This is a genomic window from Acinetobacter colistiniresistens (assembly GCF_000413935.1).
GTDB lineage: Bacteria > Pseudomonadota > Gammaproteobacteria > Pseudomonadales > Moraxellaceae > Acinetobacter > Acinetobacter colistiniresistens.
Genome location: NZ_KE340374.1, coordinates 48,209 through 73,431, shown reverse-complemented (window position 1 = coordinate 73,431; position 25,223 = coordinate 48,209). Strand labels below are relative to the sequence as shown.

At 42.8% G+C, this 25,223-nt stretch carries 19 protein-coding genes, 1 tRNA gene and 1 rRNA gene; 9 read left to right on the top strand and 12 right to left on the bottom strand.

Going from position 1 to position 25,223, the window contains the following annotated elements:
* Nucleotides 1-17: 17 nt before the first annotated feature.
* From F907_RS17470 to tyrS, 3 genes are all read right to left on the bottom strand, one after another.
* Nucleotides 18-94, bottom strand: a tRNA-Ile gene (locus tag F907_RS17470).
* Between the two features lie 59 nt (nt 95-153).
* Nucleotides 154-1,691: ribosomal RNA gene (locus F907_RS17475) — 16S ribosomal RNA — on the bottom strand.
* A gap of 499 nt (nt 1,692-2,190) precedes the next feature.
* Entirely contained in the window at nt 2,191-3,423 is a 1,233-nt protein-coding gene (gene tyrS / locus F907_RS17480; protein WP_111804942.1) for a tyrosine--tRNA ligase, read from the bottom strand.
* Between the two features lie 61 nt (nt 3,424-3,484).
* Here tyrS and F907_RS17485 point away from each other — a divergent pair, with 61 nt between their 5' ends.
* Complete coding sequence (locus tag F907_RS17485) at nt 3,485-4,618, top strand: anhydro-N-acetylmuramic acid kinase (protein ID WP_005277634.1); 1,134 nt, start codon at nt 3,485-3,487, stop codon at nt 4,616-4,618.
* A 52-nt stretch (nt 4,619-4,670) separates the two neighbouring features.
* Here the strand turns inward: F907_RS17485 and erpA are convergent, their stop codons facing one another.
* The 5 genes from erpA to F907_RS17510 form a co-directional block, all read right to left on the bottom strand.
* Entirely contained in the window at nt 4,671-5,006 is a 336-nt protein-coding gene (erpA, locus tag F907_RS17490) for an iron-sulfur cluster insertion protein ErpA (protein WP_005244817.1), read from the bottom strand.
* Nucleotides 5,007-5,129: 123 nt separating this feature from the next.
* Nucleotides 5,130-6,134, bottom strand: a complete 1,005-nt coding sequence (locus F907_RS17495) for a putative solute-binding protein (protein WP_016650998.1) — start codon at nt 6,132-6,134, stop codon at nt 5,130-5,132.
* Nucleotides 6,135-6,420: 286 nt separating this feature from the next.
* On the bottom strand, nt 6,421-7,428 hold the full coding sequence (locus F907_RS17500; protein ID WP_016650997.1) for a putative solute-binding protein: 1,008 nt from the start codon (nt 7,426-7,428) through the stop codon (nt 6,421-6,423).
* 216 nt (nt 7,429-7,644) lie between these two features.
* The gene (locus tag F907_RS17505) at nt 7,645-8,646 is read right to left on the bottom strand and encodes a putative solute-binding protein (RefSeq protein WP_016650996.1); all 1,002 of its coding nucleotides are present in this window, start codon (nt 8,644-8,646) and stop codon (nt 7,645-7,647) included.
* A 191-nt stretch (nt 8,647-8,837) separates the two neighbouring features.
* On the bottom strand, nt 8,838-9,845 hold the full coding sequence (locus F907_RS17510; RefSeq protein ID WP_032861604.1) for a putative solute-binding protein: 1,008 nt from the start codon (nt 9,843-9,845) through the stop codon (nt 8,838-8,840).
* A 211-nt stretch (nt 9,846-10,056) separates the two neighbouring features.
* Here F907_RS17510 and F907_RS17515 point away from each other — a divergent pair, with 211 nt between their 5' ends.
* Entirely contained in the window at nt 10,057-11,985 is a 1,929-nt protein-coding gene (locus F907_RS17515; RefSeq protein ID WP_016650994.1) for an ATP-binding cassette domain-containing protein, read from the top strand.
* 340 nt (nt 11,986-12,325) lie between these two features.
* Nucleotides 12,326-12,883, top strand: coding sequence for a VTT domain-containing protein (locus F907_RS17520; RefSeq protein ID WP_005277648.1), 558 nt, complete (start codon nt 12,326-12,328; stop codon nt 12,881-12,883).
* A gap of 112 nt (nt 12,884-12,995) precedes the next feature.
* On the opposite strand, the gene gyrB is transcribed toward F907_RS17520, so the two are convergent.
* The 4 genes from gyrB to dnaA form a co-directional block, all read right to left on the bottom strand.
* The gene (gyrB, locus tag F907_RS17525) at nt 12,996-15,464 is read right to left on the bottom strand and encodes a DNA topoisomerase (ATP-hydrolyzing) subunit B (RefSeq protein ID WP_016650993.1); all 2,469 of its coding nucleotides are present in this window, start codon (nt 15,462-15,464) and stop codon (nt 12,996-12,998) included.
* A 49-nt stretch (nt 15,465-15,513) separates the two neighbouring features.
* A complete protein-coding gene (recF, locus tag F907_RS17530; RefSeq protein ID WP_016650992.1) occupies nt 15,514-16,596 on the bottom strand; it encodes a DNA replication/repair protein RecF in 1,083 nt (360 codons plus the stop codon).
* 28 nt (nt 16,597-16,624) lie between these two features.
* Nucleotides 16,625-17,773: a DNA polymerase III subunit beta gene (gene dnaN / locus F907_RS17535; RefSeq protein ID WP_005244797.1), complete on the bottom strand. Its 1,149-nt coding sequence runs from the start codon at nt 17,771-17,773 to the stop codon at nt 16,625-16,627.
* 90 nt (nt 17,774-17,863) lie between these two features.
* The gene (gene dnaA, locus F907_RS17540; protein ID WP_016650991.1) at nt 17,864-19,258 is read right to left on the bottom strand and encodes a chromosomal replication initiator protein DnaA; all 1,395 of its coding nucleotides are present in this window, start codon (nt 19,256-19,258) and stop codon (nt 17,864-17,866) included.
* A 669-nt stretch (nt 19,259-19,927) separates the two neighbouring features.
* Between dnaA and rpmH the strand changes: the two genes are divergently transcribed.
* From rpmH to F907_RS17570, 6 genes are all read left to right on the top strand, one after another.
* A complete protein-coding gene (gene rpmH / locus F907_RS17545) occupies nt 19,928-20,062 on the top strand; it encodes a 50S ribosomal protein L34 (protein ID WP_000831329.1) in 135 nt (44 codons plus the stop codon).
* A 27-nt stretch (nt 20,063-20,089) separates the two neighbouring features.
* A complete protein-coding gene (gene rnpA, locus F907_RS17550) occupies nt 20,090-20,485 on the top strand; it encodes a ribonuclease P protein component (protein WP_005277660.1) in 396 nt (131 codons plus the stop codon).
* A gap of 9 nt (nt 20,486-20,494) precedes the next feature.
* Nucleotides 20,495-20,815 (top strand): membrane protein insertion efficiency factor YidD, encoded by a 321-nt coding sequence (gene yidD, locus F907_RS17555; protein ID WP_004660550.1) that lies wholly within the window; start codon nt 20,495-20,497, stop codon nt 20,813-20,815.
* A 5-nt stretch (nt 20,816-20,820) separates the two neighbouring features.
* Nucleotides 20,821-22,578: a membrane protein insertase YidC gene (gene yidC, locus F907_RS17560; RefSeq protein ID WP_016650990.1), complete on the top strand. Its 1,758-nt coding sequence runs from the start codon at nt 20,821-20,823 to the stop codon at nt 22,576-22,578.
* A 114-nt stretch (nt 22,579-22,692) separates the two neighbouring features.
* Nucleotides 22,693-24,048 carry a tRNA uridine-5-carboxymethylaminomethyl(34) synthesis GTPase MnmE gene (gene mnmE / locus F907_RS17565; protein ID WP_032861611.1) on the top strand — a complete coding sequence of 452 codons (1,356 nt, stop codon included), beginning with the start codon at nt 22,693-22,695 and terminating at the stop codon, nt 24,046-24,048.
* Nucleotides 24,049-24,503: 455 nt separating this feature from the next.
* Complete coding sequence (locus tag F907_RS17570) at nt 24,504-25,172, top strand: isochorismatase family protein (protein ID WP_016650988.1); 669 nt, start codon at nt 24,504-24,506, stop codon at nt 25,170-25,172.
* Nucleotides 25,173-25,223 lie beyond the last annotated feature (51 nt).

Sequence of the window (25,223 nt, the reverse complement as noted above, 5' to 3'; positions counted from 1 at the left end):
GCTTCAGCAATCAGATTTGGTGGGTCTGACAAGACTTGAACTTGTGACCCCACGCTTATCAAGCGTGTGCTCTAACCAACTGAGCTACAGACCCTCAGATACATCTTCGAAGAACAACTTGTTGTGGATTCTTACCGGTCACCAATCTTTCGTTAAGGAGGTGATCCAGCCGCAGGTTCCCCTACGGCTACCTTGTTACGACTTCACCCCAGTCATCGGCCACACCGTGGTAAGCGTCCTCCTTACGGTTAGACTACCTACTTCTGGTGCAACAAACTCCCATGGTGTGACGGGCGGTGTGTACAAGGCCCGGGAACGTATTCACCGCGGCATTCTGATCCGCGATTACTAGCGATTCCGACTTCATGGAGTCGAGTTGCAGACTCCAATCCGGACTACGATCGGCTTTTTGAGATTAGCATCCTATCGCTAGGTAGCAACCCTTTGTACCGACCATTGTAGCACGTGTGTAGCCCTGGTCGTAAGGGCCATGATGACTTGACGTCGTCCCCGCCTTCCTCCAGTTTGTCACTGGCAGTATCCTTAAAGTTCCCGGCTTAACCCGCTGGCAAATAAGGAAAAGGGTTGCGCTCGTTGCGGGACTTAACCCAACATCTCACGACACGAGCTGACGACAGCCATGCAGCACCTGTATGTAAGTTCCCGAAGGCACCAATCCATCTCTGGAAAGTTCTTACTATGTCAAGACCAGGTAAGGTTCTTCGCGTTGCATCGAATTAAACCACATGCTCCACCGCTTGTGCGGGCCCCCGTCAATTCATTTGAGTTTTAGTCTTGCGACCGTACTCCCCAGGCGGTCTACTTATCGCGTTAGCTGCGCCACTAAAGCCTCAAAGGCCCCAACGGCTAGTAGACATCGTTTACGGCATGGACTACCAGGGTATCTAATCCTGTTTGCTCCCCATGCTTTCGTACCTCAGCGTCAGTATTAGGCCAGATGGCTGCCTTCGCCATCGGTATTCCTCCAGATCTCTACGCATTTCACCGCTACACCTGGAATTCTACCATCCTCTCCCATACTCTAGCTGACCAGTATCGAATGCAATTCCCAAGTTAAGCTCGGGGATTTCACATCCGACTTAAACAGCCGCCTACGCACGCTTTACGCCCAGTAAATCCGATTAACGCTCGCACCCTCTGTATTACCGCGGCTGCTGGCACAGAGTTAGCCGGTGCTTATTCTGCGAGTAACGTCCACTATCCTAGAGTATTAATCTAGGTAGCCTCCTCCTCGCTTAAAGTGCTTTACAACCAAAAGGCCTTCTTCACACACGCGGCATGGCTGGATCAGGCTTTCGCCCATTGTCCAATATTCCCCACTGCTGCCTCCCGTAGGAGTCTGGGCCGTGTCTCAGTCCCAGTGTGGCGGATCATCCTCTCAGACCCGCTACAGATCGTCGCCTTGGTAGGCCTTTACCCCACCAACTAGCTAATCCGACTTAGGCTCATCATTTAGCGCAAGGTCCGAAGATCCCCTGCTTTCTCCCGTAGGACGTATGCGGTATTAGCATTCCTTTCGGAATGTTGTCCCCCACTAAATGGCAGATTCCTAAGCATTACTCACCCGTCCGCCGCTAGGTTAGGTAGCAAGCTACCCTTCCCCGCTCGACTTGCATGTGTTAAGCCTGCCGCCAGCGTTCAATCTGAGCCATGATCAAACTCTTCAGTTTAAAATCATTAGTAGCTTATGGCTACAAATCTTGGCTCATCAATTTTCTGACTAAAAATTCGCTCAAATAAACTTCGAGAAATTTCTACTCTTCAATCAATGAAATATTTTCGATTGATCAACCAGTAAAAATCCACACAAGTTGTTCTTCTATTCTCTTAATGATCTTCTCGATGATTCGTCATCATCAAGCTAGGTCGGCTATATTACTCTCAATTTCTTAAAAGTCAACAGGTAATTTAGATATTTAGCAAACTTATCAATCAACCCAAGAATCTAACCACTTTAAGCCAAATCCTTGTTTCTCAACAAGTTTTTATCTGCATCACCGCCGATGGATGTGCATTCTACAGCATTCACAACCCAATACAACCCCCTTTCTTATTATTTTCTTTTGCATGTTTCTTTTTTCTACAAAATCAGTGTTTTCGTTGTTTTTATCAGCTATTTACGTATAAAAAGCAGGCTCATGGCCTGCTTTTTATTATTTTCTTTTCGATTTAATCAGTGAAAGTCACACGTGCAATGGCTTTTTTACCTGATTGAATAATTAAAGTGACATTCTCTTTTACAGAGTAGCTCATATCAACTACATTCCAATCGACTTTAACCGCACCACGACCCACGGCGTCTTTAGCAGCAGCGGCATTCGGGTTTAAACCTGCCACGCGAAGAATGGTTGCAATAAATAACTCTCCACCAAACTCGCCACGAGAAATGGTTACTTCTGGGGTATCTTCTGGTACTTCACCTTCAGTTACACGGTTACCTGCACTCTTGTGTGCATTTTCTGCGGCTTCTGCATCATGGAAACGTTCAACCAACTCCAGCGCCAAGATACGTTTGATTTCTTGTGGGTTACGGCCTGCAGCCATTTCACCCAGTAAAACTTTGATTTCATCCAATGATTTAAAGCTGAGTAAATCAAAGTAACGCTCGATCAAGCTATCTGGCATCGATAAGATTTTTTGATACATCGCACCAGGGGTGTCAAATACACCAATATAGTTGCCTAAAGATTTAGACATCTTGTTCACGCCATCTAAACCTTCAAGAATCGGCACGGTAATGCAGACTTGTGATTCTTGACCGTAACGACCTTGTAGAGTACGACCCATTAACAAGTTAAAGGTCTGGTCTGTACCACCTAACTCAACATCTGCCTCAAGTGCAATCGAATCGTAGCCTTGTACCAATGGATACAAGAACTCATGAATTGCAATCGGTTGATGGTTGTTATAGCGCTTAGTAAAGTCATCACGCTCTAACATACGTGATACGGTTTGTTGGCTAGCCAATTGAATTAAATCAGCGGCTGTTCTTTGATTAAACCATTCCGAGTTAAAACGAACTTTGGTTTTATTTGGATCTAAGATTTTAAAAACTTGTTCTTGGTAGGTTTTCGCGTTGGCTTCAACTTGCTCACGAGACAACGGCGGACGTGTTGCGCTTTTCCCAGACGGGTCACCAATCATGGCCGTATAATCACCAATCAAGAAGGTGACTTCATGTCCCAAATCTTGGAAGGTTTTTAATTTATTAATTAGAACCGTATGTCCTAAGTGTAAATCAGGAGCCGTTGGGTCAAAGCCTGCTTTTACACGGAGTGGACGATTCTCTTTGAGTTTTTTCAATAAATCTTCTTCAGAGATAATCTCGTGCGTGCCTCGTTGAATGAGAGCAAGCTGTTCTTCGGCTGGCAAGAAATTTGACATCACAAAACCTAAACACATCAGTTATTCAATTTGTGCGATATACTAACATTTTTTCAGCATCTTGCAGGATAAGTTGTATATGAGCGCAATCTATATTGGTGTAATGACAGGCACGAGCATGGATGGTGTTGATATTGTTGCAACTTCATTCGACCCTTTAACACTGCATGCCACGCTGACTGTGCCTTTCGAGCCTGAATTACGTGATGAGTTAATGGCATTAACGCTGCCAGACGACAATGAAATTGATCGTATGGGCAAAGCTGATGTGGCTTTGGCACAAATGATTGGGCATGGCATCAATCAACTGATTGAAAAGAATAATTTAGACCGAGCACAGATCAAAGCGATTGGATCACATGGGCAGACCATTCGTCATCGCCCAGAACATGGTTTTACCTTACAAATTGGTGATCCCAATATCATCACTGAAATTACACAACTACCTGTAGTTTCTGATTTTCGTCGTCGCGATATGGCGGCAGGTGGTCAAGGCGCACCCTTGGTTCCCGCATTCCATCAAGCACTGTTTCAACATGACAGTATTCACCGTGTGCTTTTAAATTTAGGTGGCATTGCCAATGTCAGTATGCTGCCGGCCAATAGCCTGGACGGCGTATATGGCTTTGATACGGGCCCAGCCAATATCTTGATGGATGCTTGGTGTCATCGCCATACTGGGCATCCTTATGATGAAAATGGTGACTGGGCAGCCTATGGCAATCCCATTCGCTCTTTATTAGATCGCCTACAAAGCCATGAGTTTTTTGCCAAAGAACCGCCAAAGAGCACGGGGCGGGAAGACTTTAACCTAGAATGGCTAGATGAACAGCTGAGTGATTGGCGCAATGATCTCGGCTATGACGAGCTGGAAGATACCCCCGAAAATGTTCAGGCCACCTTAATGAAACTGACCACACGTGCCATTAAGAAAGCGATTTATCGCAGTAAAGAAAGCATGCCGACAGGGGAAATCTATGTCTGTGGTGGCGGTGCCTATAACTCACATTTACTTGAGCAACTCCGTTGGCGTTTGCGCAAGCACAATTGGTCTGTTCAGACCACGGATGCGCTCGGCCTAGCCCCAACATGGGTAGAGGCTACGGCATTTGCATGGTTAGCCATGCGTTTCGTCGAGCAGCTCAGTGGTAACTTACCTGCTGTCACAGGCGCATCGGGTGACCGTATTCTCGGCACCATTACAGTCGTCTAAGGCCATAAAAAAAGCTTCTCAATTGGAGAAGCTTTTTTACAGCAAAAATCTATTAAATCGAGAACGATGAACCACAACCACAAGTGGTGGTCGCATTCGGGTTTTGAACTACAAAACGAGAGCCTTCAAGCCCTTCCAAATAATCGACTACTGACCCGACAAGATATTGATAACTGAGTGAATCAACCAGCATTTTAACGTCGCCATTCATAAATTCAGCATCATCTTCATTGACGCTTTCAGCGAAGTTAAAGCCATAAGAGAACCCTGAACAACCACCACCTGTTACATAAACACGCAACATAAGGTCGTTATTCCCTTCACTTTCGCGTAGTTGGCGAACTTTGTTAGCAGCACTATCTGACAATTCTAGAGCTTGGGCGTTCATGATGGATATTCCTCAGACTTCAATACGTCTTTCATAAATAAAAGACCCGATATGTAGTATAGCATACTCAATATCGGGTCTGTATTTGAAGTTTTAAAGTCTCCTCAAACACTTTTTACAAGATTATTTATAGTTCTCATCTTGTAGACCACATTCAAAATTCTTGGCATCTTCACGGCAACGGAATTGCCATAACAATTTCATCATGCGCTTGTCGTAAATTCCTTTTGCTGTCAGATTGATCCGTGCTTCACGCATCAACTTTTGATAGCCTGGTTTATCTGCAGCAGGTACTTCCATCCAGTATTTTTGTGGAATATCAGCTTTCATCTTACCTAGAATACCAAAGGCACGTGGCAGTTGGGCCTTGACCCACTCTCTCGACTTTTGACCAAACCCTTCTGGGAATTTTTCAGGACGGATAATTAAATTGCCTGTTACTTGTAAAATCGGATAGTTGACAATCGCACCTTTGCTTCCTAAACCCTTATATAACTCTAAAGGCTTAAAGGCTGCAGCTGGTGCACCAATAATATCGACCTGTCCATTATTAAACTTGGCACCAAAGTTAGTGATATCTGAGCTCACTGCTTGTGCACCCACTTGTGCAGCCATAATTTTCTGTGCTTCATCATAATCAAGTACGGCGATTTTCTTGCCTGCAGCCTTGGCTACTGTATTGATATTACGGTCATTCACCAAGAGATAAGCATCCCCTACAGGGATGACTCCAACCACTTCATATTTCCCATTGACCATGGCTTTGGCAAAGGTTGGGCTGGCTAAACCCTGCATAACCTTTACCGCGAGCTTAAGATCCGTAATTGCACCAATTGCATCCAATGAACCGGTAAACTGATTAAATTGGCGACCGCGCATTCCGGTAATACTGACACCGTCACATTTACCTGCTTTAAAATCTTCTGCAATGACGGCCTCGTTGGTCCCGACTTTTAGCTCAATATCGGCGCCCCATGTTTTTGCAGCGAGCTGATAATCCTTCATTAATGCATAGACATCGCCACTTTTACCGACGATATCAAATACACAAATTGTTTGTTTGGCCTGAGCACTCGCAGATGCCGCAGCAATCCCTGTAGCGACGAATAATGTTTTAAACCATTGCATGTTATTTTTTCCTTTGCATCTATGTGATTGTTGTTGCATCACACCCAAAATTAAAAAATTAAGCGATATCCTGATCTGGGTTTCAAATGAATATATGTTTTTATACAGTTACGTCCAATCATCCTGATTAAAACATATTTTTAAATCTCACGATTTCATTTGGATTGTTATATTGAATTATGATCCTGCTCTTTAGCACACAAGACAATGGCTTAAATGACATCTACAAAAAAACAAAAAGCCTAGATGAATCTAGGCTTTAAGTACACTCTATTGCAATTACTGATTATTCACCAGGTAACGCACATTCAAAGTTTGCTTTATCTACTGAACAACGCGCTTTCTTCAATACAGACATCATGCCTGCATCGTAAACACCACGTTTGGTTAAGTCCATACGACCATCACGTAACAGTTTTTGATATTTCAGGTTATCTTCAGCAGTCAAGTTCATTTTATATTTCGCTGGAATTTCAGCTTCATAACGCTTGATCATTGCGAAAGCTTTTGGAAGCTGTTTCACAAAATAATCACGAGATTTTTGGCCAAAACCAGCTGGGAATTTCTCTGGACGAATCACAAGATCCGCAGTGACTTGGAGAACAGGGAAGTTAAACATCGCACCATTTGAACCTAAACCTTTGCTTAATTCTAATGGTTTATAGGCATAAGCAGGTGCACCGACCATATCCACCTGGCCGTTGTTAAATTTCGCAGCAAAGTTAGAAATATCAGAAAGTACTGCTTGGGCGCCTACGCGTTGTACCATGATTTTTTGTGCATCGTCATAGCCCAATACTGCAAACTTTTTACCCGCTGCCTTTTCAATTGAGTTAATGCTCTTGTCACGTACGAAAATGTAAGCAGCACCTAAAGGCGCGATACCTGCAACTTCATATTTGTTGCCACCTAAATTTGTGGTCATTTTTGCTGCGTTACGCGCATCCAGTACATAAGTAATTGCACGCTGTGCAACTTCATTGCTTGGCGCACCGCCCAATGAATCTACTGAACCTGCAAATTTGTTATATGGGCGGGCACGCATTGCTGTCATCGCAACAGCAGCACATTTACCCGCTTTAAAGTTATTGTCTGCAACCTGTTCATCCGTAATTGCAAGTAGGTTGACATCAGCGCCCCAGCCTTTTGCTGCGAGTGCCCAGTCTTGCATCATTTTGTATGATTCACCTGACTTTCCTAATAAGTCGAATACACACACATCAATTGCTGCTTGAGTAGAAGCAGATACACCTAAGATCGAAGTTGCTGCAAGAGCAAGTGCAATTTTTTTCATATTTTTCATCCTTTCACAAACTTTATGTTTGTCTCCTTGTTCGAAACAAATATTAATCATGTTTCTTGAAAAAAAATAGAGCTTCTACTCTATTTTTATGACCATATTGTTTATTTTTCACCCTGTTTTATCTATTTCTATTATTTTCTTAGGCAATTTTGTTATATCTGCCTCAATTTATGTATCGTTTTATATCTGGCCCACTGTTCTCCTTTTTTATTCGCCACTCAAAGTACACTCAAAGTTGGTTCGTTCAACCGTACAACGGGCACGTTTCAGTACATTCATCATACTCGCATCGTACACGCCTTGCTTGGTTAAATTCATACGTCCGTCCCGTAACATTTTTTGGTAACGGGTCTTATCTTCATTGGTCAAGGTAATCTTTTTGGCATTCATTCCTGCCTCTAAACGTTGCACCATAGCAAAGTTACTTGGCAGCTTGTTGACAAACCATTGTCGAGATTGTGCACCAAACCCACTTGGGAATTTCGCAGGACGAATAATCAAGTCGCCTGTGATATTGACCACAGGAAAATTAAATAATGCACCATTGGCTAAACCTTTGCTGATTTCCAAAGGCTTATAGGCATAAGCAGGTGCCGCGATCACATCAACCTGCCCGCTATTAAATTTTTTTACAAAATCTGAAATATCTGAGGGTACAGCCACCAGATCAATACTTTCCACAATGGCTTTTTGGGCTTGGTCATAATGTAAATAAGCAAATTTTTTACCTTTGGCTTTTTCAATGGTATCGATCTTTTTATCTCGTACAAAGATATAAGCCAACCCGACCTGAATAATACCCGCGACTTCGAATTTATCTCCATTCACAGTTGCGGTTAAACGGTGCTGGTTACGCTTGTCCAGCACATAGCTAATTGCTTTTTGCGCAATCGCATTACTGGTCACAGCCCCAACAGCATCGACAGAACCTGCAAATTTATTATATTTACGTGCACGCATTGAGGTCATGTAGTCCGCATCACATTTGCCTGCATCGAAATCTTGCTCTGCTTTTGCTTCATCTTGATAGGGAATGAGCTCGACGTCCCCCTGCCAAGTTTTAGAGGCTAGCTTCCATTCTTCGATCAGTTTATAAGACTCCCCAGCCTTCCCCAATAAATCAAAAACACAAATTTCTTGTTTTGCCTGAACAGAAGTCGCCATGACACATAGAGCCATCGCCCCGTATGCCCAAAGTCCCTTTTTCATCTTGTTTTCCCTTTTCTATTCTGCACAATTTTCCATCAGTGCGTATTCAATATAATCAGATTTTGACCAAAAGCATAGCGCTTTTATCTACATACATCGGGTTTTGCAGCATTTTAATAAAATCCATCACAGTTTCTTTGATGCAAGCCGAGCTCCATTGAAATGCCTGTTTCATCCTCCCGAAGCCGTATTTATTCCCCGCCGAGCGTACATTCAAAATTGGTCCGATCCACAGTACAACGCGCACGCTTCAGCACACTCATCATGGTGGCATCATAAATACCCCGTTTGGTCAGCCCCATACGTGCTTCTCTTAATATTTGCTGATAACGGGTTTTATCTTCATTGCTGAGATTGATTTTATATTTGGCAGGTAATTCAGCTTCAATTCGTTGAATCAGATTAAAATTGGTATTCAACCGACTCAGAAACCATGTCCGAGAATTCTGCCCAAAAGCATTCGAGAACTTATCAGAACGGATAATCAAGTCCATGGTCATATTCACTGCAGGAAAGGTAATAATCGCCCCTTCATTGCCCAGCCCCTTATACAACTCTAAAGGCTTGTACGCATAGGCGGGTGCTGCCATGATATCTGCCTGCCCATTGTTAAACTTTTTAGCAATATCTGAGATATCTGAAAGTACAGCCTGTCCTCCCAGACTTTTAACTACGATCTTTTGCGCTTCGTCATAACCGAGAACAGCAAATTTTTTACCTTTGATTTGCTCAATGGTATTCATTTTCTTATCTTTAACAAAAATATAAGCCAATCCGATTTGCGAAATACCCGCAACCTCATAGCTTTCTTGATCAACAGTACTGATCAAACGGCGCTGATTACGCTTGTCCAAAGCAAAACTTATTGCCTTCTGCGCAATGGCATAGCTAGGTACGGCACCAATGGCATCAATCGAGCCTGCAAACTTGTTATAACGGCGGGCGCGCATTGAAGTCATATACACGCCATCACATTTACCCTGCTCAAAATCATTTTCCGCCAGTGCTTCATTCTGATAGCTGATCAGTAAGGTATCACCATGCCATGCTTTCGCAGCCAATGACCACTCCTCCATGGCTTTGTAGGCTTCTCCAGACTTCCCCAGCAGATCAAAAACACATATCTTGTTTACCGCCTGTACGTCTGTGCATGTCCCCAAAACCAGCATTGCCCCCAATGCAAAAACACCCTTGTTCATCCTTAAACCCCGTTGTTCTCTTTTAATCATGTTGCTTATTTTTCATATAATTTAAATATTAATCTGATTTAAGTCACAAAAATAGAGTTATTACTCTACTTTTCGATAAGCTGATCAATTCAATTCGAACAACTTGATCTTCAATATAAAAATTTGCATTCATGGGCGATCACCTTAAAATGCAGCTATCTATTCGCTATTTTGCATGCTCATGATCCAGTTTGACCAAGTTTCATTACGCCGCGGTGGGCGTGTTCTATTTCAAAAAGCATCGATGCAGCTTCATCCAGGCTGGAAAATTGGTCTTACAGGCGTCAATGGTGCAGGTAAATCCACCTTATTTGCTGCCTTTTTAGGAGATTTGGTTGCAGATGAAGGTAATCTGACCCGCCCCGCGGTCTGGACTGTGGCGCATATGGCACAGGAAATCAAAGCGCTGGAAATGCCAGCACTTGATTTTGTTCTGTCTGGTGACGAAGAATATTGGGATATTCAAGAAAAATTAGCGCATCCTGATCAACTGAGTAATGATGATTTGGCTCAACTGCATGGTCGTTTTGATGAGATTCATGGCTATGCTGCGCCTGCCAAAGCTGCACAACTCATGGCGGGTCTTGGTTTCCTTGATCATCAGCTCCGTTTAAATGTCGCAAGTTTTTCTGGTGGATGGCGCATGCGCTTGAACTTGGCGCGTACCCTGATGAGCCGTTCGGACTTGTTGTTACTGGATGAGCCAACCAACCACTTGGACTTGGATGCGATCTTGTGGTTAGAAGACTGGCTCAAAGCTTATGAAGGTACACTGGTCCTGATTTCACATGACCGAGATTTCTTGGATGCGATTACCGATCATATTCTGCATATCGAAAACCAAGAACTCACCTTATATACAGGCAATTATTCTACTTTTGAAACGACCCGTAGTGAACGTTTAGCACAACAACAACAGGCTTTTGAAAAACAGCAAGAAACCCGAGCCCATCTACAGAAGTTTATTGACCGCTTTAAGGCCAAAGCCACCAAAGCCCGTCAAGCACAAAGCCGGATTAAACAGTTGGAACGGATGCAGCAACTGGCGCCTGCGCACGTTGATACCCCATTTACTTTTAGCTTCCGTGAACCGACTAAAATGAGTTCGCCATTGTTGAGCTTAGAGGCAGCAACCATTGGCTACGGCGATAAGATGATTGCCGAGAAAATTCGCCTGCAAATTACTCCAAGTTCCCGAATCGGTTTACTGGGAATGAATGGTGCCGGTAAATCCACCCTAATTAAGGCCTTGGTCGGTGATTTACCCCTGCTTTCCGGCGAACGTAAAGCCTCTGAACTCCTCAATATTGGTTATTTTGCGCAGCATCAAATGGATGCTCTCGATGCCCATGCCAGCCCAATGTTGCAATTGGCGCGTATTGCTGACAAGCAGATCAGTGAGGCAGCATTACGCGCCTTTTTAGGCGGGTTTGGCTTTAGTGGTGAGCGTATGGATACGCCATGTGAGAGCTTCTCTGGGGGTGAGCGCGCCCGTTTAGCCTTGGCATTGATCGTATGGCAACGTCCAAATGTCTTGATTCTGGACGAACCAACCAACCATTTAGACTTGGATATGCGCCTTGCGCTGACCATGGCACTACAAGACTTTGAAGGCGCTGTGGTGTTGGTATCACATGAACGCCAATTAATTGCCAGTGTCTGTGATGACCTACTGTTAGTCCATGCCGGTAAATGCAGCGAGTTTGAGGGTGATTTACAAGACTATGCCAAATGGTTACGCGAAGCTCGCCAGCAACAGATCAATGCACAAAGTGCATTACAGCAACAAAGTACCAATACACAGGTGCCCGCATTAAAAGTAGACAAAGAAGCCCAACGTAAAGAAGCGGCTCGGCGCCGTGAAATGACCCGACCAATTCGAAAAAACATCGAAAAAGTCGAAGTTCAGATTGAAAAAGTTCAGCCACGTTTAACCGAGATTGAAAATGCTTTAGCGGATAGCGCCTTGTATGAAGCCAACCGCAAAGATGATTTGATCAAGCTCATGAACGAACAAACTGAACTGAAAGCCAAATTAGAACAGCATGAAGAACAGCTTTTAGAGTTGATGATGGAACTGGAAGAGCTGGAAAGCTCATTTGCAGATTAAACCGCCGTGTGATTCATACAGCGATGTATTTTGAGCTATATGAATCACTGCTTTTAAGGTCATTTGTTTCAACAGGATCATCCCATTGATGGCCTTAAAAGATGCTTTGGATACTTAAAAACACTATGAATATCATTAAAAATGTCATGAATTTGTCGAGAATTTAGGATAAGGTGAAAAGTGGAACTTTCTCAGAAAATTGAGCTTTAGTGTCAGGCTCGATATACTCAGCCCCACAGTGGTAAATTTATAACTGATGAATGAATCCTGAGGGTTAAATTCAATTCACATTTTTGTACTTTAATTTGGTGAGTACTCTATTTTGGATCATACAAACTGAATGAATTCTTTAGATTTTCTTTTTAATTTTGAACATATTCTGCCAGTCTTGGTTCAAGAGTACGGTTTATGGATTTATGCCATCCTTTTTCTGATTATTTTTTCAGAAACCGCATTTGTGTTTATGTTTTTTTTACCAGGTGACAGTCTATTACTCACCGTAGGCGCTTTGTGCTCTGTCGTTGAAATCATGCATCTTGGCTATATGATCAGTCTCCTATTTTTTGCAGCAGCACTGGGCTATATGGTGAACTATCATATCGGTCGACATTTTGGTGATCGTATATTCAACGTGAAATCACGCTTTATTAAGCAGGAATATCTACAAAAGACCAATGTGTTCTTCTTGAAACACGGCGGCAAAACCATTTTACTGGCTCGTTTTATTCCTTTTGCACGCTCATTTGCACCTTTGGCTGCAGGTTCAAGTAACATGAATTACACCCATTTTGTGATCTATAACATCCTGGGTGCTTTACTTTGGATTAGTGTGCTGGTCACTGCGGGATATCTCTTTGGCCACGCCTTAATTCAAGTCAGCGATTTTGTGGAAAATTAACCACGCAACAAGACGTTCCACGTGAAACTTAGCCAATAAAAAAGCGATGATTATGAATAATCATCGCTTTTTTATTTAGATTGAGAATATGTAAAACAGATGCCTAAACTAATTAAGCATCAATATCCGCATTCAGGGCATTTTCTTCAATAAAGGCACGACGTGGTTCAACATCATCCCCCATCAAACATGAGAACATACGATCTGCTTCAATCGCATCATCAATGGTTACTTGCAACATATTACGGTTTTCAGGATCCATGGTGGTTTCCCAAAGCTGCTCGGCATTCATCTCGCCCAAGCCTTTATAGCGTTGGATCATCATGCCACGGCGCGAGTCTTGTAAAATATGCTGCCATACCTGATGGAAATTGCTGACCTGAATACGACGATCACCTTTTTGAAGATAAGCACCCTCTTCCAACAATTTAAACCAGCTCTTCGAGTTTTTCAGTAAACGCGCATATTCAGCAGAATTTAACAGACCAGCATCCAATAAATACGAATGCGGCAAATTATGCACATATACAGTGACACGCGGCCAGTAGTGTGCAGATTTTTCACCTTGTGCATTTTCACGCTCAAACGCTTCCAAGGTGATTTCTGGACGCAAGCTTGGTTGTAATTTTTCAATTGCAACACGTAACTGCTCTGCCCATGTTTCCACATAGTCACGTTCGTGGTTATGATCCGCTTTGAATGCATCTACTTCAAGTAAACCATCCAACAAACTTGCAGGATAACGTTGAGTTAAGCGCTGTAAGCTCTTTTGTGACACTTGATAATCAGCAATCACTCTTGATAATGCTTCACCAGTAATCGCTGGTGCTTCAGCACTGATATGCAATGAAAGCTCATCAATGGCATTAGAAATCAGGAAGGTTTCCAGTGCTTCGTTATCTTTGATGTACTGTTCATGCTTGCCTTTCTTCAACTTATACAATGGTGGTTGCGCGATATAGATATAACCACGCTCAACCAATTCTGGCATTTGACGGAAGAAGAAAGTCAATAACAAGGTACGGATATGTGAACCATCTACGTCCGCATCGGTCATGATGATGATTTTGTGATAACGCAATTTGTCTGGATTATATTCTTCGCGTCCAATACCACAGCCCAAAGCAGTGATTAGTGTGCCAACTTCTTGGCTAGAAATCATCTTGTCAAAGCGCGCACGTTCAACGTTCAGGATTTTACCTTTCAACGGTAAAATTGCCTGCATTTTACGGTTACGCCCTTGCTTGGCACTACCGCCCGCAGAGTCACCCTCGACCAGATACAGTTCCGACAATGCTGGATCTTTTTCCTGACAGTCTGCCAATTTACCTGGTAAACCAGCAATGTCCAAAGCACTCTTACGGCGGGTCATTTCACGTGCTTTACGTGCTGCATCACGCGCACGTGCTGCATCAATAATTTTGCCTGCAATCGATTTCGCTGCCTGCGGGTTTTCAAGCAAATAAGCTGAAAACTCTTTATTCATCGCCTGCTCGACTGCAGGTTTGACTTCACTCGACACCAACTTTTCTTTGGTTTGCGAAGAGAATTTTGGATCAGGCACTTTCACTGAAATAATGGCGGTTAAACCTTCACGTGCATCATCACCCGTGACTGCCACTTTTTCTTTTTTCAGTAGACTTTCATTTTCCATGTAGCTGTTTAAGCCACGTGTTAATGCTGCACGGAAGCCTGCAAGGTGTGTACCACCATCTTTTTGTGGAATGTTGTTGGTAAAGCAACGAACATTCTCTTGATAGCTATCATTCCACTGCAATGCCACTTCTACCCCGATGCCGTTATCCGCATCCATGGTGAAGTGAAAGATTTCATTCAGATGAGTTTTACCTTCGTTAATATATTTAACGAACTCAGATAAGCCACCTTCATAATCGTAAACATGCTCAAGGTTAACGCGCTCGTCACGCAAGACGATACGAACCCCTGCGTTCAGGAAAGACAACTCTCGTAAACGACGTGCCAAAATATCCACACTGAAAATGGTTTGGCTAAACGTGAGTTCACTTGGCCAGAAACGAACAGTGGTCCCCGATGTATCGGTTTCACCGACAACTTTTAAAGGATATTGCGGATCACCATGCGCGTATTCTTGCTCATGAACCTGACCCGCACGATGAATAGTCAAATGCAATTTTTTAGATAAAGCATTAACAACCGAAACACCAACACCGTGTAAACCGCCCGACACTTTATAACTGTTGTCATCGAACTTACCACCTGCATGCAGAATGGTCAGAATCACCTCTGCCGCAGACACCCCTTCTTCAGGGTGAATATCGGTTGGAATACCGCGACCATTGTCCGATACACTGACCGATTCATCTTCATGAATGGTAACAAGGATCTCGTCACAGTGACCTGCGAGTGCTTCATCGATGGCATTATCCACCACCTCAAACACCATATGGTGCAAACCTGTACCGTCATCGGTGTCACCGATATACATGCCAGGACGTTTACGAACCGCGTCTAATCCACGTAATACTTTAATACTAGAGGAATCATAAGCCTTTTCATTTGTTTGTTCTGTTTGAGAGACTGATTGAGACTCTGAACTCATGGTTACTCCCTAGTAAATATCTAATCTATCCAAAGATGAGGAAATAAAATTATGGCGCAGCAACACTGACTTGGCCTTGGACAACGTGAAACAATTGAAAGGAAATCGACAAATCATGTAAGTGTTTTAATACCGACGCATGGTCTAAGGTGGTCATAAAAACCTGACTTCCTAACTGACTCAATCGCTCAATTAAACGTTGTTGTGCAGCCAAATCTAACTCTGCTGTCAGATCATCTAATAATACCACAGTTTCCTTATTACTCGCATGCAGCATTGCAATTTGTGACAGTTTTAATGCCATGATTAACAACTTTTTTTGGCCCCGAGAAAGTACATCATCAGCATTGCCAAACGGTGTTTTTAGACGTAAATCTGCCCGATGCGGACCATACTCCGTATAACGTCGATCACAGTCTTTTTGATGCTGCTGAACCAAGTCCTGCAGCAACCCCTGTTCAGTATGAAAGCCGGCGTTGTATTCCAGCTCGATCTCAATATTGGGCAGGAGTTGTTGTAAATCCTCTTTAAAGAACTGATTCCACTGTTCGACGATGGCCACCCGTTGCGAGTGCAAAATTTCGCCATAATCACTGAGCATTTTGTTCCACGGCTCTAAATCAGCCAGACTTGGATAACGCCGTGTTTTTAGCAAACTATTGCGCTGCTTTAAGGCACGTGAATAATACTGCCAAGCAAAATAAAACTCAGGTTCCACGTGGAACATCAGCCAATCCAGTAATTGCCGTCTAGGTTTCGCCCCATGATCGATAATATCGGTACTTTGCGGGTCAATATGCTGTAAGGGCAATAATTTTGCCAACTGCCCCTGGGTAGCAATAGTATCGCCATTGACCTTGATCAGTTGCTCACCCGAAGCCAGCTTTTGCATGCCAATACGCTCACTGGCCGATTGTGCAAACACAATCGCATCCCCTGCCTCATACTGGATGTAATGTTTAGGAATATGCGTACGAAATGAACGTCCTGTGGCCAATAAATGGATGGATTCTAGAATTGAGGTTTTTCCAGAGCCATTGGCCCCGTAAAAAATATTAAACGGTTGCAACTCATGGAGTGCAACCGCCTTTAAATTACGTACACGTTCGATATTTAAACGCGTGATTTGCATACTTAAAAACTCAAATCATCAATCCCAATTAAACACGCATCGGCATCACGACATAAGTTTGATCTGGATGTGCTGGATCTTGCACCAATACCGATTGATTGGCTTCAGTCATGCTCATTTTTACATCATCACCATCCAGTACACTCAATACATCGAGAATATATTGTGCATTGAATGACATTTCTAGTGGTGCATCTTGATATTGGATTGCCAAATCTTCAACCGCCTCATCTTGTTCAGGGTTGTTGGCACGCAATTGCAATGAATCCTGATTAAAATTCAAGAACACACCACGTAATTTTTCATTACTCAAGATCGCAACACGTTGTAGTGACTGTTTAAACACGTCATGCGCAATAAAGACATGTTTATCTCCCCCTTTCGGGATCACACGGCGATAATCCGGGAATTTACCATCAATCAATTTAGTCGTGAAACGAACCGTAATCTCGCCTTGCTCTTTATCACGGCTTGGGGTGTTAATGGTCACATTTAATAATTCACGGCCAATCAGCAAGGTCAGTTGTTCATCTTCAATACTCAGTAAGCGCTGCAATTCACCCACGGCTTTACGTGGCACAATCGCTTGAATCGGTGCCGATGCATTTGATGAAGCCAACACTTCACATAAAGCGAGACGGTGCCCATCCGTTGTTACGGTACGCAATTGATTTTGATCAATTTCTAGCAAGGTGCCTGTCAGGTAAAAACGGACATCCTGTACCGCCATCGCAAAGGCTGTTTTCTCAAATAACCGCTTTAATTCACGTTGTGTCACCTGTACTTGCGTACCTTGGCTATTTTCAGTGGTAAGTAATGGATAATCTTCTGCTGGCAGCGTCCCCAGTACAAAGCGGCTGTTCCCCGATTTTAAAATACAACGCTGATCTTCTGTAATTTGTAAGTCAATCAAGGCTGCTGTCGGAAGAGATTTACAAATTTCGACCAGTTTACGTGCAGGAACCGTGGTTTCCCCCGCTTCCAAACAAGCACCTTCAGCTAACGTGGTACTTGCAACCAATTCGACTTCTAAATCAGAACCTGTAATGGTTAAGGCCTGTTGCGTGGTTTGAATTTTGACATTTGAAAGAATATTCAAGGTATGACGGCGCTCGACAGCCCCCACCACATGGGATAAAACATTGACTAAACTTTCTTTAGCGATTTTCAAACGCACGATTTTATTCCTCTTACAACAGAAGCCGATATGAATGTTAGCAGTGTACTATGCTGCACTTAAAAGCAGTTTGCAACTCTGAAAAATAGATTAACTTTGTAACAGACGAAGTAAGTTTTTATAGTCTTCATTAAAAATAGGGTCTTCTTCCCGCAAACTGACTACTTTTTCACAAGCATGCATCACGGTACTATGGTCTCGACCACCAAACGCCATCCCAATTTCAGGAAAGCTATCCCCTGTTAATTCACGCGCCAGCCCCATGGCGAGCTGACGTGGACGCGCATAAATACGGGTACGTTTTGGTCCAATCAATTCTTTTAGTGGAATACGAAAATATTCACTCACCACCCGTTGGATATTTTCTACACTGATGGTACGTGCACGAATCGCCAGAACGTCTTTCAAAGACTCCCGCACCACATCCAAATCAATGACTGTGCCTTTGAAACGTGAAATCGCTACAACTTTATTCAACGCCCCTTCAAGTTCGCGTACGTTTGCAACGACTTGTTGAGCAATAAATAAAGCACAGTTTCGCGGTAAATCTACACCACTATTTTCTGCTTTTTTCAGCAAAATTTCGATACGGGTTTCAATATCAGGTGGTTCAACGCCGACCGATAAGCCCCATGAAAAACGAGAGACTAAACGTGGATCGAGTTCGGTGAGTTCTTTTGGATAACGATCCGACGTTAAGATAATTTGCTTAGATTCATCCAGTAAAGCATTGAAAGTATAGAAAAATTCAACAAGACTCGCTTCTTTTCCCGCCAGCAAGTGAATATCATCGACCAAGAGCAAATCTAAAGAACGACAATTTTTCTTAAATTCTTCAACCTTACCTTTCTGTAAAGAACTGACAAAGTCCTGCACAAAACTTTCAGAGGTCATATACATCACACGCGCATTCGGTTTGGCTTGCAACAAAGCATTGCCCACCGCTTGCATTAAGTGTGTTTTACCCAAACCTGTTGGACCATATAGAAATAAAGGATTGTGCTGAGATGCCCCCAATTGGGTTAAGACTTTACGACACGTTTCAGCGGCCATTTGGTTGGAACGGCCTTCAACAAATAAAGAGAAGGTAAATAGCGGATTGAGTTGTCTTTTCTTTGGTATTTTTGTGACATTTTGACTGGGTTGTACCAAATCGGATTCTTTTTTCACCTTTACTGGCGCAGCAACAGGCGTGCTCAGCGCAGCTGTTGTGGTCGCTGGTTGCTCATTAGAAGACAAAATTGTCCCCGGGCGTGAATCCACCAGAATTTCAACCTGACGAACTCGGCCTTCAGAGAGTTGTTCAGCAAGAATAGCAATCAGTTCTAAATGGTTATCTTGAATATAGCGTGTCCAATAAGGGTTTGGTGCGTATAAACGCATCACACCATCAACCTCTTCGGCAACTAAAGGACGAATCCACATCGCAAAGACGTTATCAGAGAGCTCTTGTCGCAAGCGAGTTAAGCAGTCTGTCCAGAGCATGTGCATCCCCTATTCCATCCATTTTTAAATTCAAAAAATAAAAATCACCACACCCATCTTTCGAAGGGGTCGCCATTCTAACCAAGTTATCCACATCTGTCAGGCAAATTTATGAGACTTTTGCTGAAAAAGAAAGCATTCGTTTATAAATTCAAATTTAAAACCACTTGTGTATAACTTTTTGCACAAGCTGTGGATAGTTTCAACCCTAAAGTTATCCACAATTTATAAAATTGATAAAAACATGGTTATCCACACCATAACTATATGTTTATTTATAAAAAAACATCACTTTCCACAGAATAAATCCACACTAATAAGAATAAATTTAAATTTTAAAATTTGAATTTACTTATAGGGTTTAAGCAAATTGTGGATAACTGAGCATATCGAAATTTAAATTCAAAATCCAAGAATTAAATTTAAATTAGAAGTTGGATTGTTGATAAGCTTGTCTGTAAGCTGTGAATATAGCTGAATGTTGATATAATATAAATAGATAGCTTGTGTATATTTTTTGTTTTCGATTAAACAGAATATTTAAGTGCAGTTTTATTGCTTCAAAACAGAACAAACAAAATGTATATTTTTTGATTTTCCATTGACAGCGTAAACATTGCACAATAAAATCGCGGACCTTTATAGAAAGATCATTTTGGGAGTTTCGATATGAAACGTACTTTCCAACCATCTGAATTAAAGCGTAAACGCGTTCATGGTTTCCGCGCTCGTATGGCTACTAAAGCAGGTCGTCAAGTTTTAGCTCGTCGTCGTGCAAAAGGTCGTCATAGCTTAACTGTTTAATACTGTTAAGCTGACCAGATTTGGGTGATGACACTTTACAGTTTCGGCACAGAATCTCGTATTCGTTGTGCCGCTGATTATAAAAGTGTATTTGATGGTGCGCTTTTTAAAGTGCATCAGCCCCATTTCCTTTTTTTAGCAAAATTAACCGAACAGCCTCAAAGCCGTTTGGGTATTGTCGTTGCTAAAAAGAAAGTACGCCGTGCGCATGAACGAAATCGAATCAAGCGTCTTGCTCGGGAGAGTTTCCGTTTACATCAAGCGCAATTTAATGCTGATATCGATATTGTGGTGATGCCTAAAGTAGGTATAGAAGCAATCGCAAATCAAGAATTACATCAACAATTAGATTTTGCTTGGCAAAAATTACAACGTTTAGCAAAGAAGCATTCCAAAGTCGTTGTGACATCCCTCCAGAATTAGAGATCTCCAATGGTACGTTTACTGCATTGGTTGATAAGATGTTACCAAATCGCAATTAGTCCATTATTGGGGCCTCGTTGTCGCTATATTCCTACCTGCTCACAATATGCAATTGAAGCATTGCAAACGCATGGTGCGGTCAAGGGAGTATGGTTATCGACTAAGCGAATTTGCCGTTGTCATCCTTGGGGCGGTTCAGGCTATGATCCAGTTCCTCGCAAAGCACTTCGTTTTATTTCGTTTCATCAAATAGATTCTCAAATGCATCACGTTGCTGTACCCTTTCGTGATCGTTTATTCAAGCAAAATCTCTCTAACCATTTGGGATAATAGATATGCAACAATGGGCCAGATTTGCAATTCTTGGAGCCATGTTTGTTACCGCATATTTGCTTATTTTGGCTTGGCAAAAAGACTATGGTCATGCTGCACCAGCACCGCAACAACAAGCGGCGGTTGTCACTGCACATGATGTATCTGCAGATTTGCCAAATGCTCAAAATGCAACAGCGGCTTCAGACGTGCCACAAGCAAATGTGACTGCATCACAAGCTACAGAAACGCCTTCTGTAAGTCAGCAACTGATTTCAGTGCAAACTGATCTCTATCATCTTTGGATTAATCCCAAAGGTGGTGATATCGTTCGTATTGAATTGTTAAGCCATGATGAAAGCAAAGACAGCGATAAACCGTTTGTTATGCTGGAAAGTGATGCGAAACGTACTTACGTCGCTCAATCTGGTTTAATTGGTTTAAATGGACCTGATAGTAGCCGTGGCGGACGCCCAATGTATGATGTTGAAAAAACAGCCTATACATTGGCAGATGCAAAAAGCATCGCATCAAAAGATGGCAAGACACAGCAAGTGTTGACTGTGCCATTGGTATTTAAAACACCTGAAGGTGTGGAAGTGATCAAATCGTTCACCTTCACGCAAGGTGATTACCCAATTACAGTAAAACACCAAGTCATTAACCGTAGTCAGCAAAACTGGCAAGGTCAAATGTTTGGTCAGTTAAAACGTGATAATTCGGATGATCCTGGTAAATCTTCTCAAGGTATTTTTACACTTGGAACTTACCTGGGAGGCGCTTGGGGTACACCAGATGCGCACTATAACAAGTTAAAATTCAGCAATTTTAATGACGAAAAATTAAATGTTGATGCCAAAGGCGGCTGGGTTGCCATGGTTCAGCACTATTTCGTTAGTGCATGGATTCCGGGTAATTTAAAACTTACTCAAGCGGACGGTCAGCCTTATACGGCTAAATTAGAATCGCGTCAGTCTGCGGACCACATGAATATCATGGGTTTTACCTCTCCAGTGATCAATGTACCGGCGGGTACGTCAATGGAAGTGGATGCAAAACTGTATTCTGGTCCTAAAATTCAATCTGAACTCAAAGACTTAGCAGCTGGATTAAACCAAACTGTAGATTACGGTTGGTTATGGCCAATTGCGAAGTTATTGTTCTTAGGTTTGCAATTCTTCCATAATCTAGTGGGGAACTGGGGTTGGTCAATTATTTTATTGACGATCTTGGTAAAAGCCATTTTATGGCCACTTTCTTCAAAAAGTTATCGCTCAATGGCGAAAATGCGTGTGATTGCACCCGAAATGCAACGCATGAAAGAAGAGTTTGGCGAAGACCGTATGCGTTTCTCGCAAGAAATGATGGCGTTGTACAAGCGTGAACAAGTCAATCCATTGTCTGGTTGCTTGCCATTGCTGTTGCAAATGCCGATTTTCTTAGCCTTGTATTGGGTATTGATGGAATCGGTTGAACTCCGTCATGCACCTTGGTTAGGCTGGATTCAAGATTTATCTGCGATGGATCCATGGTTTATCTTGCCGTTGATCATGGGTGTCACCATGTTCGTTCAGCAAATGTTGAACCCACAACCGACTGATCCAATGCAGGCCAAAGTGTTCCGTATCATGCCAATCATGTTTACGGTATTCATGTTGTTCTTCCCTGCCGGTTTGGTGCTTTACTGGATCGTCAACAACAGTATTACCATTTTACAACAATGGTTTATTAACAAAGGTGTCGAAAAAGACCGTCTCAACAAGGTTGAGCCGAGCGCTTAAGTTCGAACTTTTACTGAATAAATCCGCTTAAGATGGTAATCTTAGGCGGATTTTTCTTTGTCTGTATTGAGTGGTTGGATCCAACAACCCTTGCGTTTTTTAGGTGAATTTAACATGCAACATCAAACCACAATTGCTGCGATTGCTACCCCTTTAGGTCGTGGTGGTGTGGGGGTGATTCGACTCTCTGGACCGAAAGCCTATGCCATTGCAGAGCAACTGACCCAGAAACAGCTGCCTGCTGCACGTATGGCGGGCTTCCGCCAGTTTTGTGATGCCGATGGTTCCGTGATGGATGAAGGCATTGTGTTATGTTTCCCGAATCCGCATTCCTTTACCGGCGAAGATGTGGTGGAACTGCAAGGCCATGGTGGCCCAGTCATTCAGAATGCGCTGTTAGCACGTTTACTTGATTTGGGCGCAACTGCGGCAAAGGCCGGTGAGTTTTCCATGCGTGCCTTTGAAAATGGCAAGATGGACTTGGTACAAGCCGAAGCGATTGCGGATTTGATTGATGCGACTTCACAAGCTGCAGCACGTTCCGCGGTCCGCTCTTTGCAAGGTGCATTTTCAACCAAAATTAATACCGTTTTAGAAAAACTGATTCACTTACGCTTACATGTTGAAGCCGCAATTGATTTTCCAGAAGAAGAAATCGATTTTCTAGCTGATGGCAAGATTTTAGCTTTACTCGATGATGTACAAGACTCGGTTCAAGCGGTACAGCAGTCTGCGCGCCAAGGACAGTTATTACGTGAAGGTTTACAGGTGGTGATTGCGGGTAAGCCAAATGCAGGAAAATCCAGTCTGTTAAACGCATTGGCGGGGCATGAACGTGCCATTGTGACTGATATTGCAGGCACCACCCGTGATGTGCTACATGAAAAGATCAGTCTAAATGGCTTACCGATTACCTTAACCGATACCGCTGGACTACGTGAAACAGGCGATATCGTTGAACAGGAAGGGATTCGTCGTGCCATCAAGGAAATTGAACAGGCCGATTTGTTACTGTTGGTGTATGACTTGAATCAAGGCGATGAACCTTTACAGCTTGCACATGAATATTTTGCCGATCATTTAGAGCCAAAGCGCTTGTTATTGATTGGCAATAAATGTGATTTAACGGGTCAGGCTGCGACCTTGAGTGATTATCAAGGTTTCCGTCATATCAGTGTCTCAGCCAAACAAGAGATGGGGGTTCAGGCGCTCATAGATGCGATTACAGCGCATGCAGGCTTCCAACCCGAGGAAGACACCTTTATCGCCAGAACACGTCATTTAGACGCAATGAAGCGTACTCAGCGCTATTTATCCGAAGCACGTGAGCAACTTGTGGTCTTTAATGCAGGTGAACTGGTGGCTGAGTCATTGCGTTTAGCGCAGAATGCACTGGGTGAAATCACTGGTGATTTCAGTGCCGATGACTTGCTGGGTAAGATTTTTGGTTCGTTTTGTATTGGTAAATAATTGATTTTATTTTTTAATAATTTAAAAAATTGAAAAGATGAGAGAAAGCACATGGTCGGGGAACAGAGTGCTTTTTTATCTCCATTCCGCTTTTAATCAACGTACATTGCGCAAGCTGATTTTAAATTGCTTGATCGTAAGGCTGTGTCAGATCGAACAGATCCCTTTATTTTGCTCATTACTCTCAGTTTTATTGAATTTTCTACCTATTATTTGCCCTGTTTTTGATGCTATTGAGCCAAAAGAGCGGAAAGAAAAAGGCGTTACAAGATAAAACATTGTTAAACTTTATTAAATTAATTGTTTTTATTAACTTATAAATAAGGCGAGTAAAATGCTCTTAAAATAAGCGATAATGTATTGATGGAATAAAAAAGCATATCGTGGTCTCGCCTCAAAACTTCCATTTTTTTGCTGGAAGATAATTAATATTAATAAGTTCAGAGGTGTTATTCATGGCAGCAACGAATGGAATGCTCGACCCAAATGATTCAGTGATTTTACTGATTGATCATCAAAGCGGATTATTTAATACGGTACGCGATATACCCGTGCCAGATCTACGTCACTATGCAACAGCAATTGCAAAAACTGCAACGCTGTTAAACATTCCTGTGATCACCACTGCCTCGGTACCTGATGGTCCAAATGGCCCATTAATACCTGAAATACATCAGTGTGCTCCCCATGCAATCTATGTCCCTCGAACAGGACAAATTAATGCTTGGGATAACCCACGATTTGTCGAGGAAGTGAAAAAAACAGGCAGAAATACATTGATCATTGCTGGTACGCTTACCAGTGTCTGTATGGCATTTCCTGCTGTGAGTGCGCGTGTAGAAGGCTATAATGTGTATTGTGTAGTAGATGCATCTGGGAACTGGAGTAAAATGGCCACAGAAACAACTCTCGCGCGTATTACCCAAGCTGGTGCAATTCCAACCGATACTTTTGCGATTGTAGCGGAGTTAATGCGAACATGGAATCGTCCAGAAGGTTCCCGTTTTGCTGAAATTATTTCAGAGCATATCTGCCCTGAATATAAGTGTTTGATAGAAAGTTATGCTAAGGCTCAGGCTGTTGTGAAAGATGGCCCTGAGACCTTGTTAGACCAATATCAATAATTCATTTTTTTATGAAGCCCATCTGAAGGTTGGGCTTGAAATTGAAGTTGC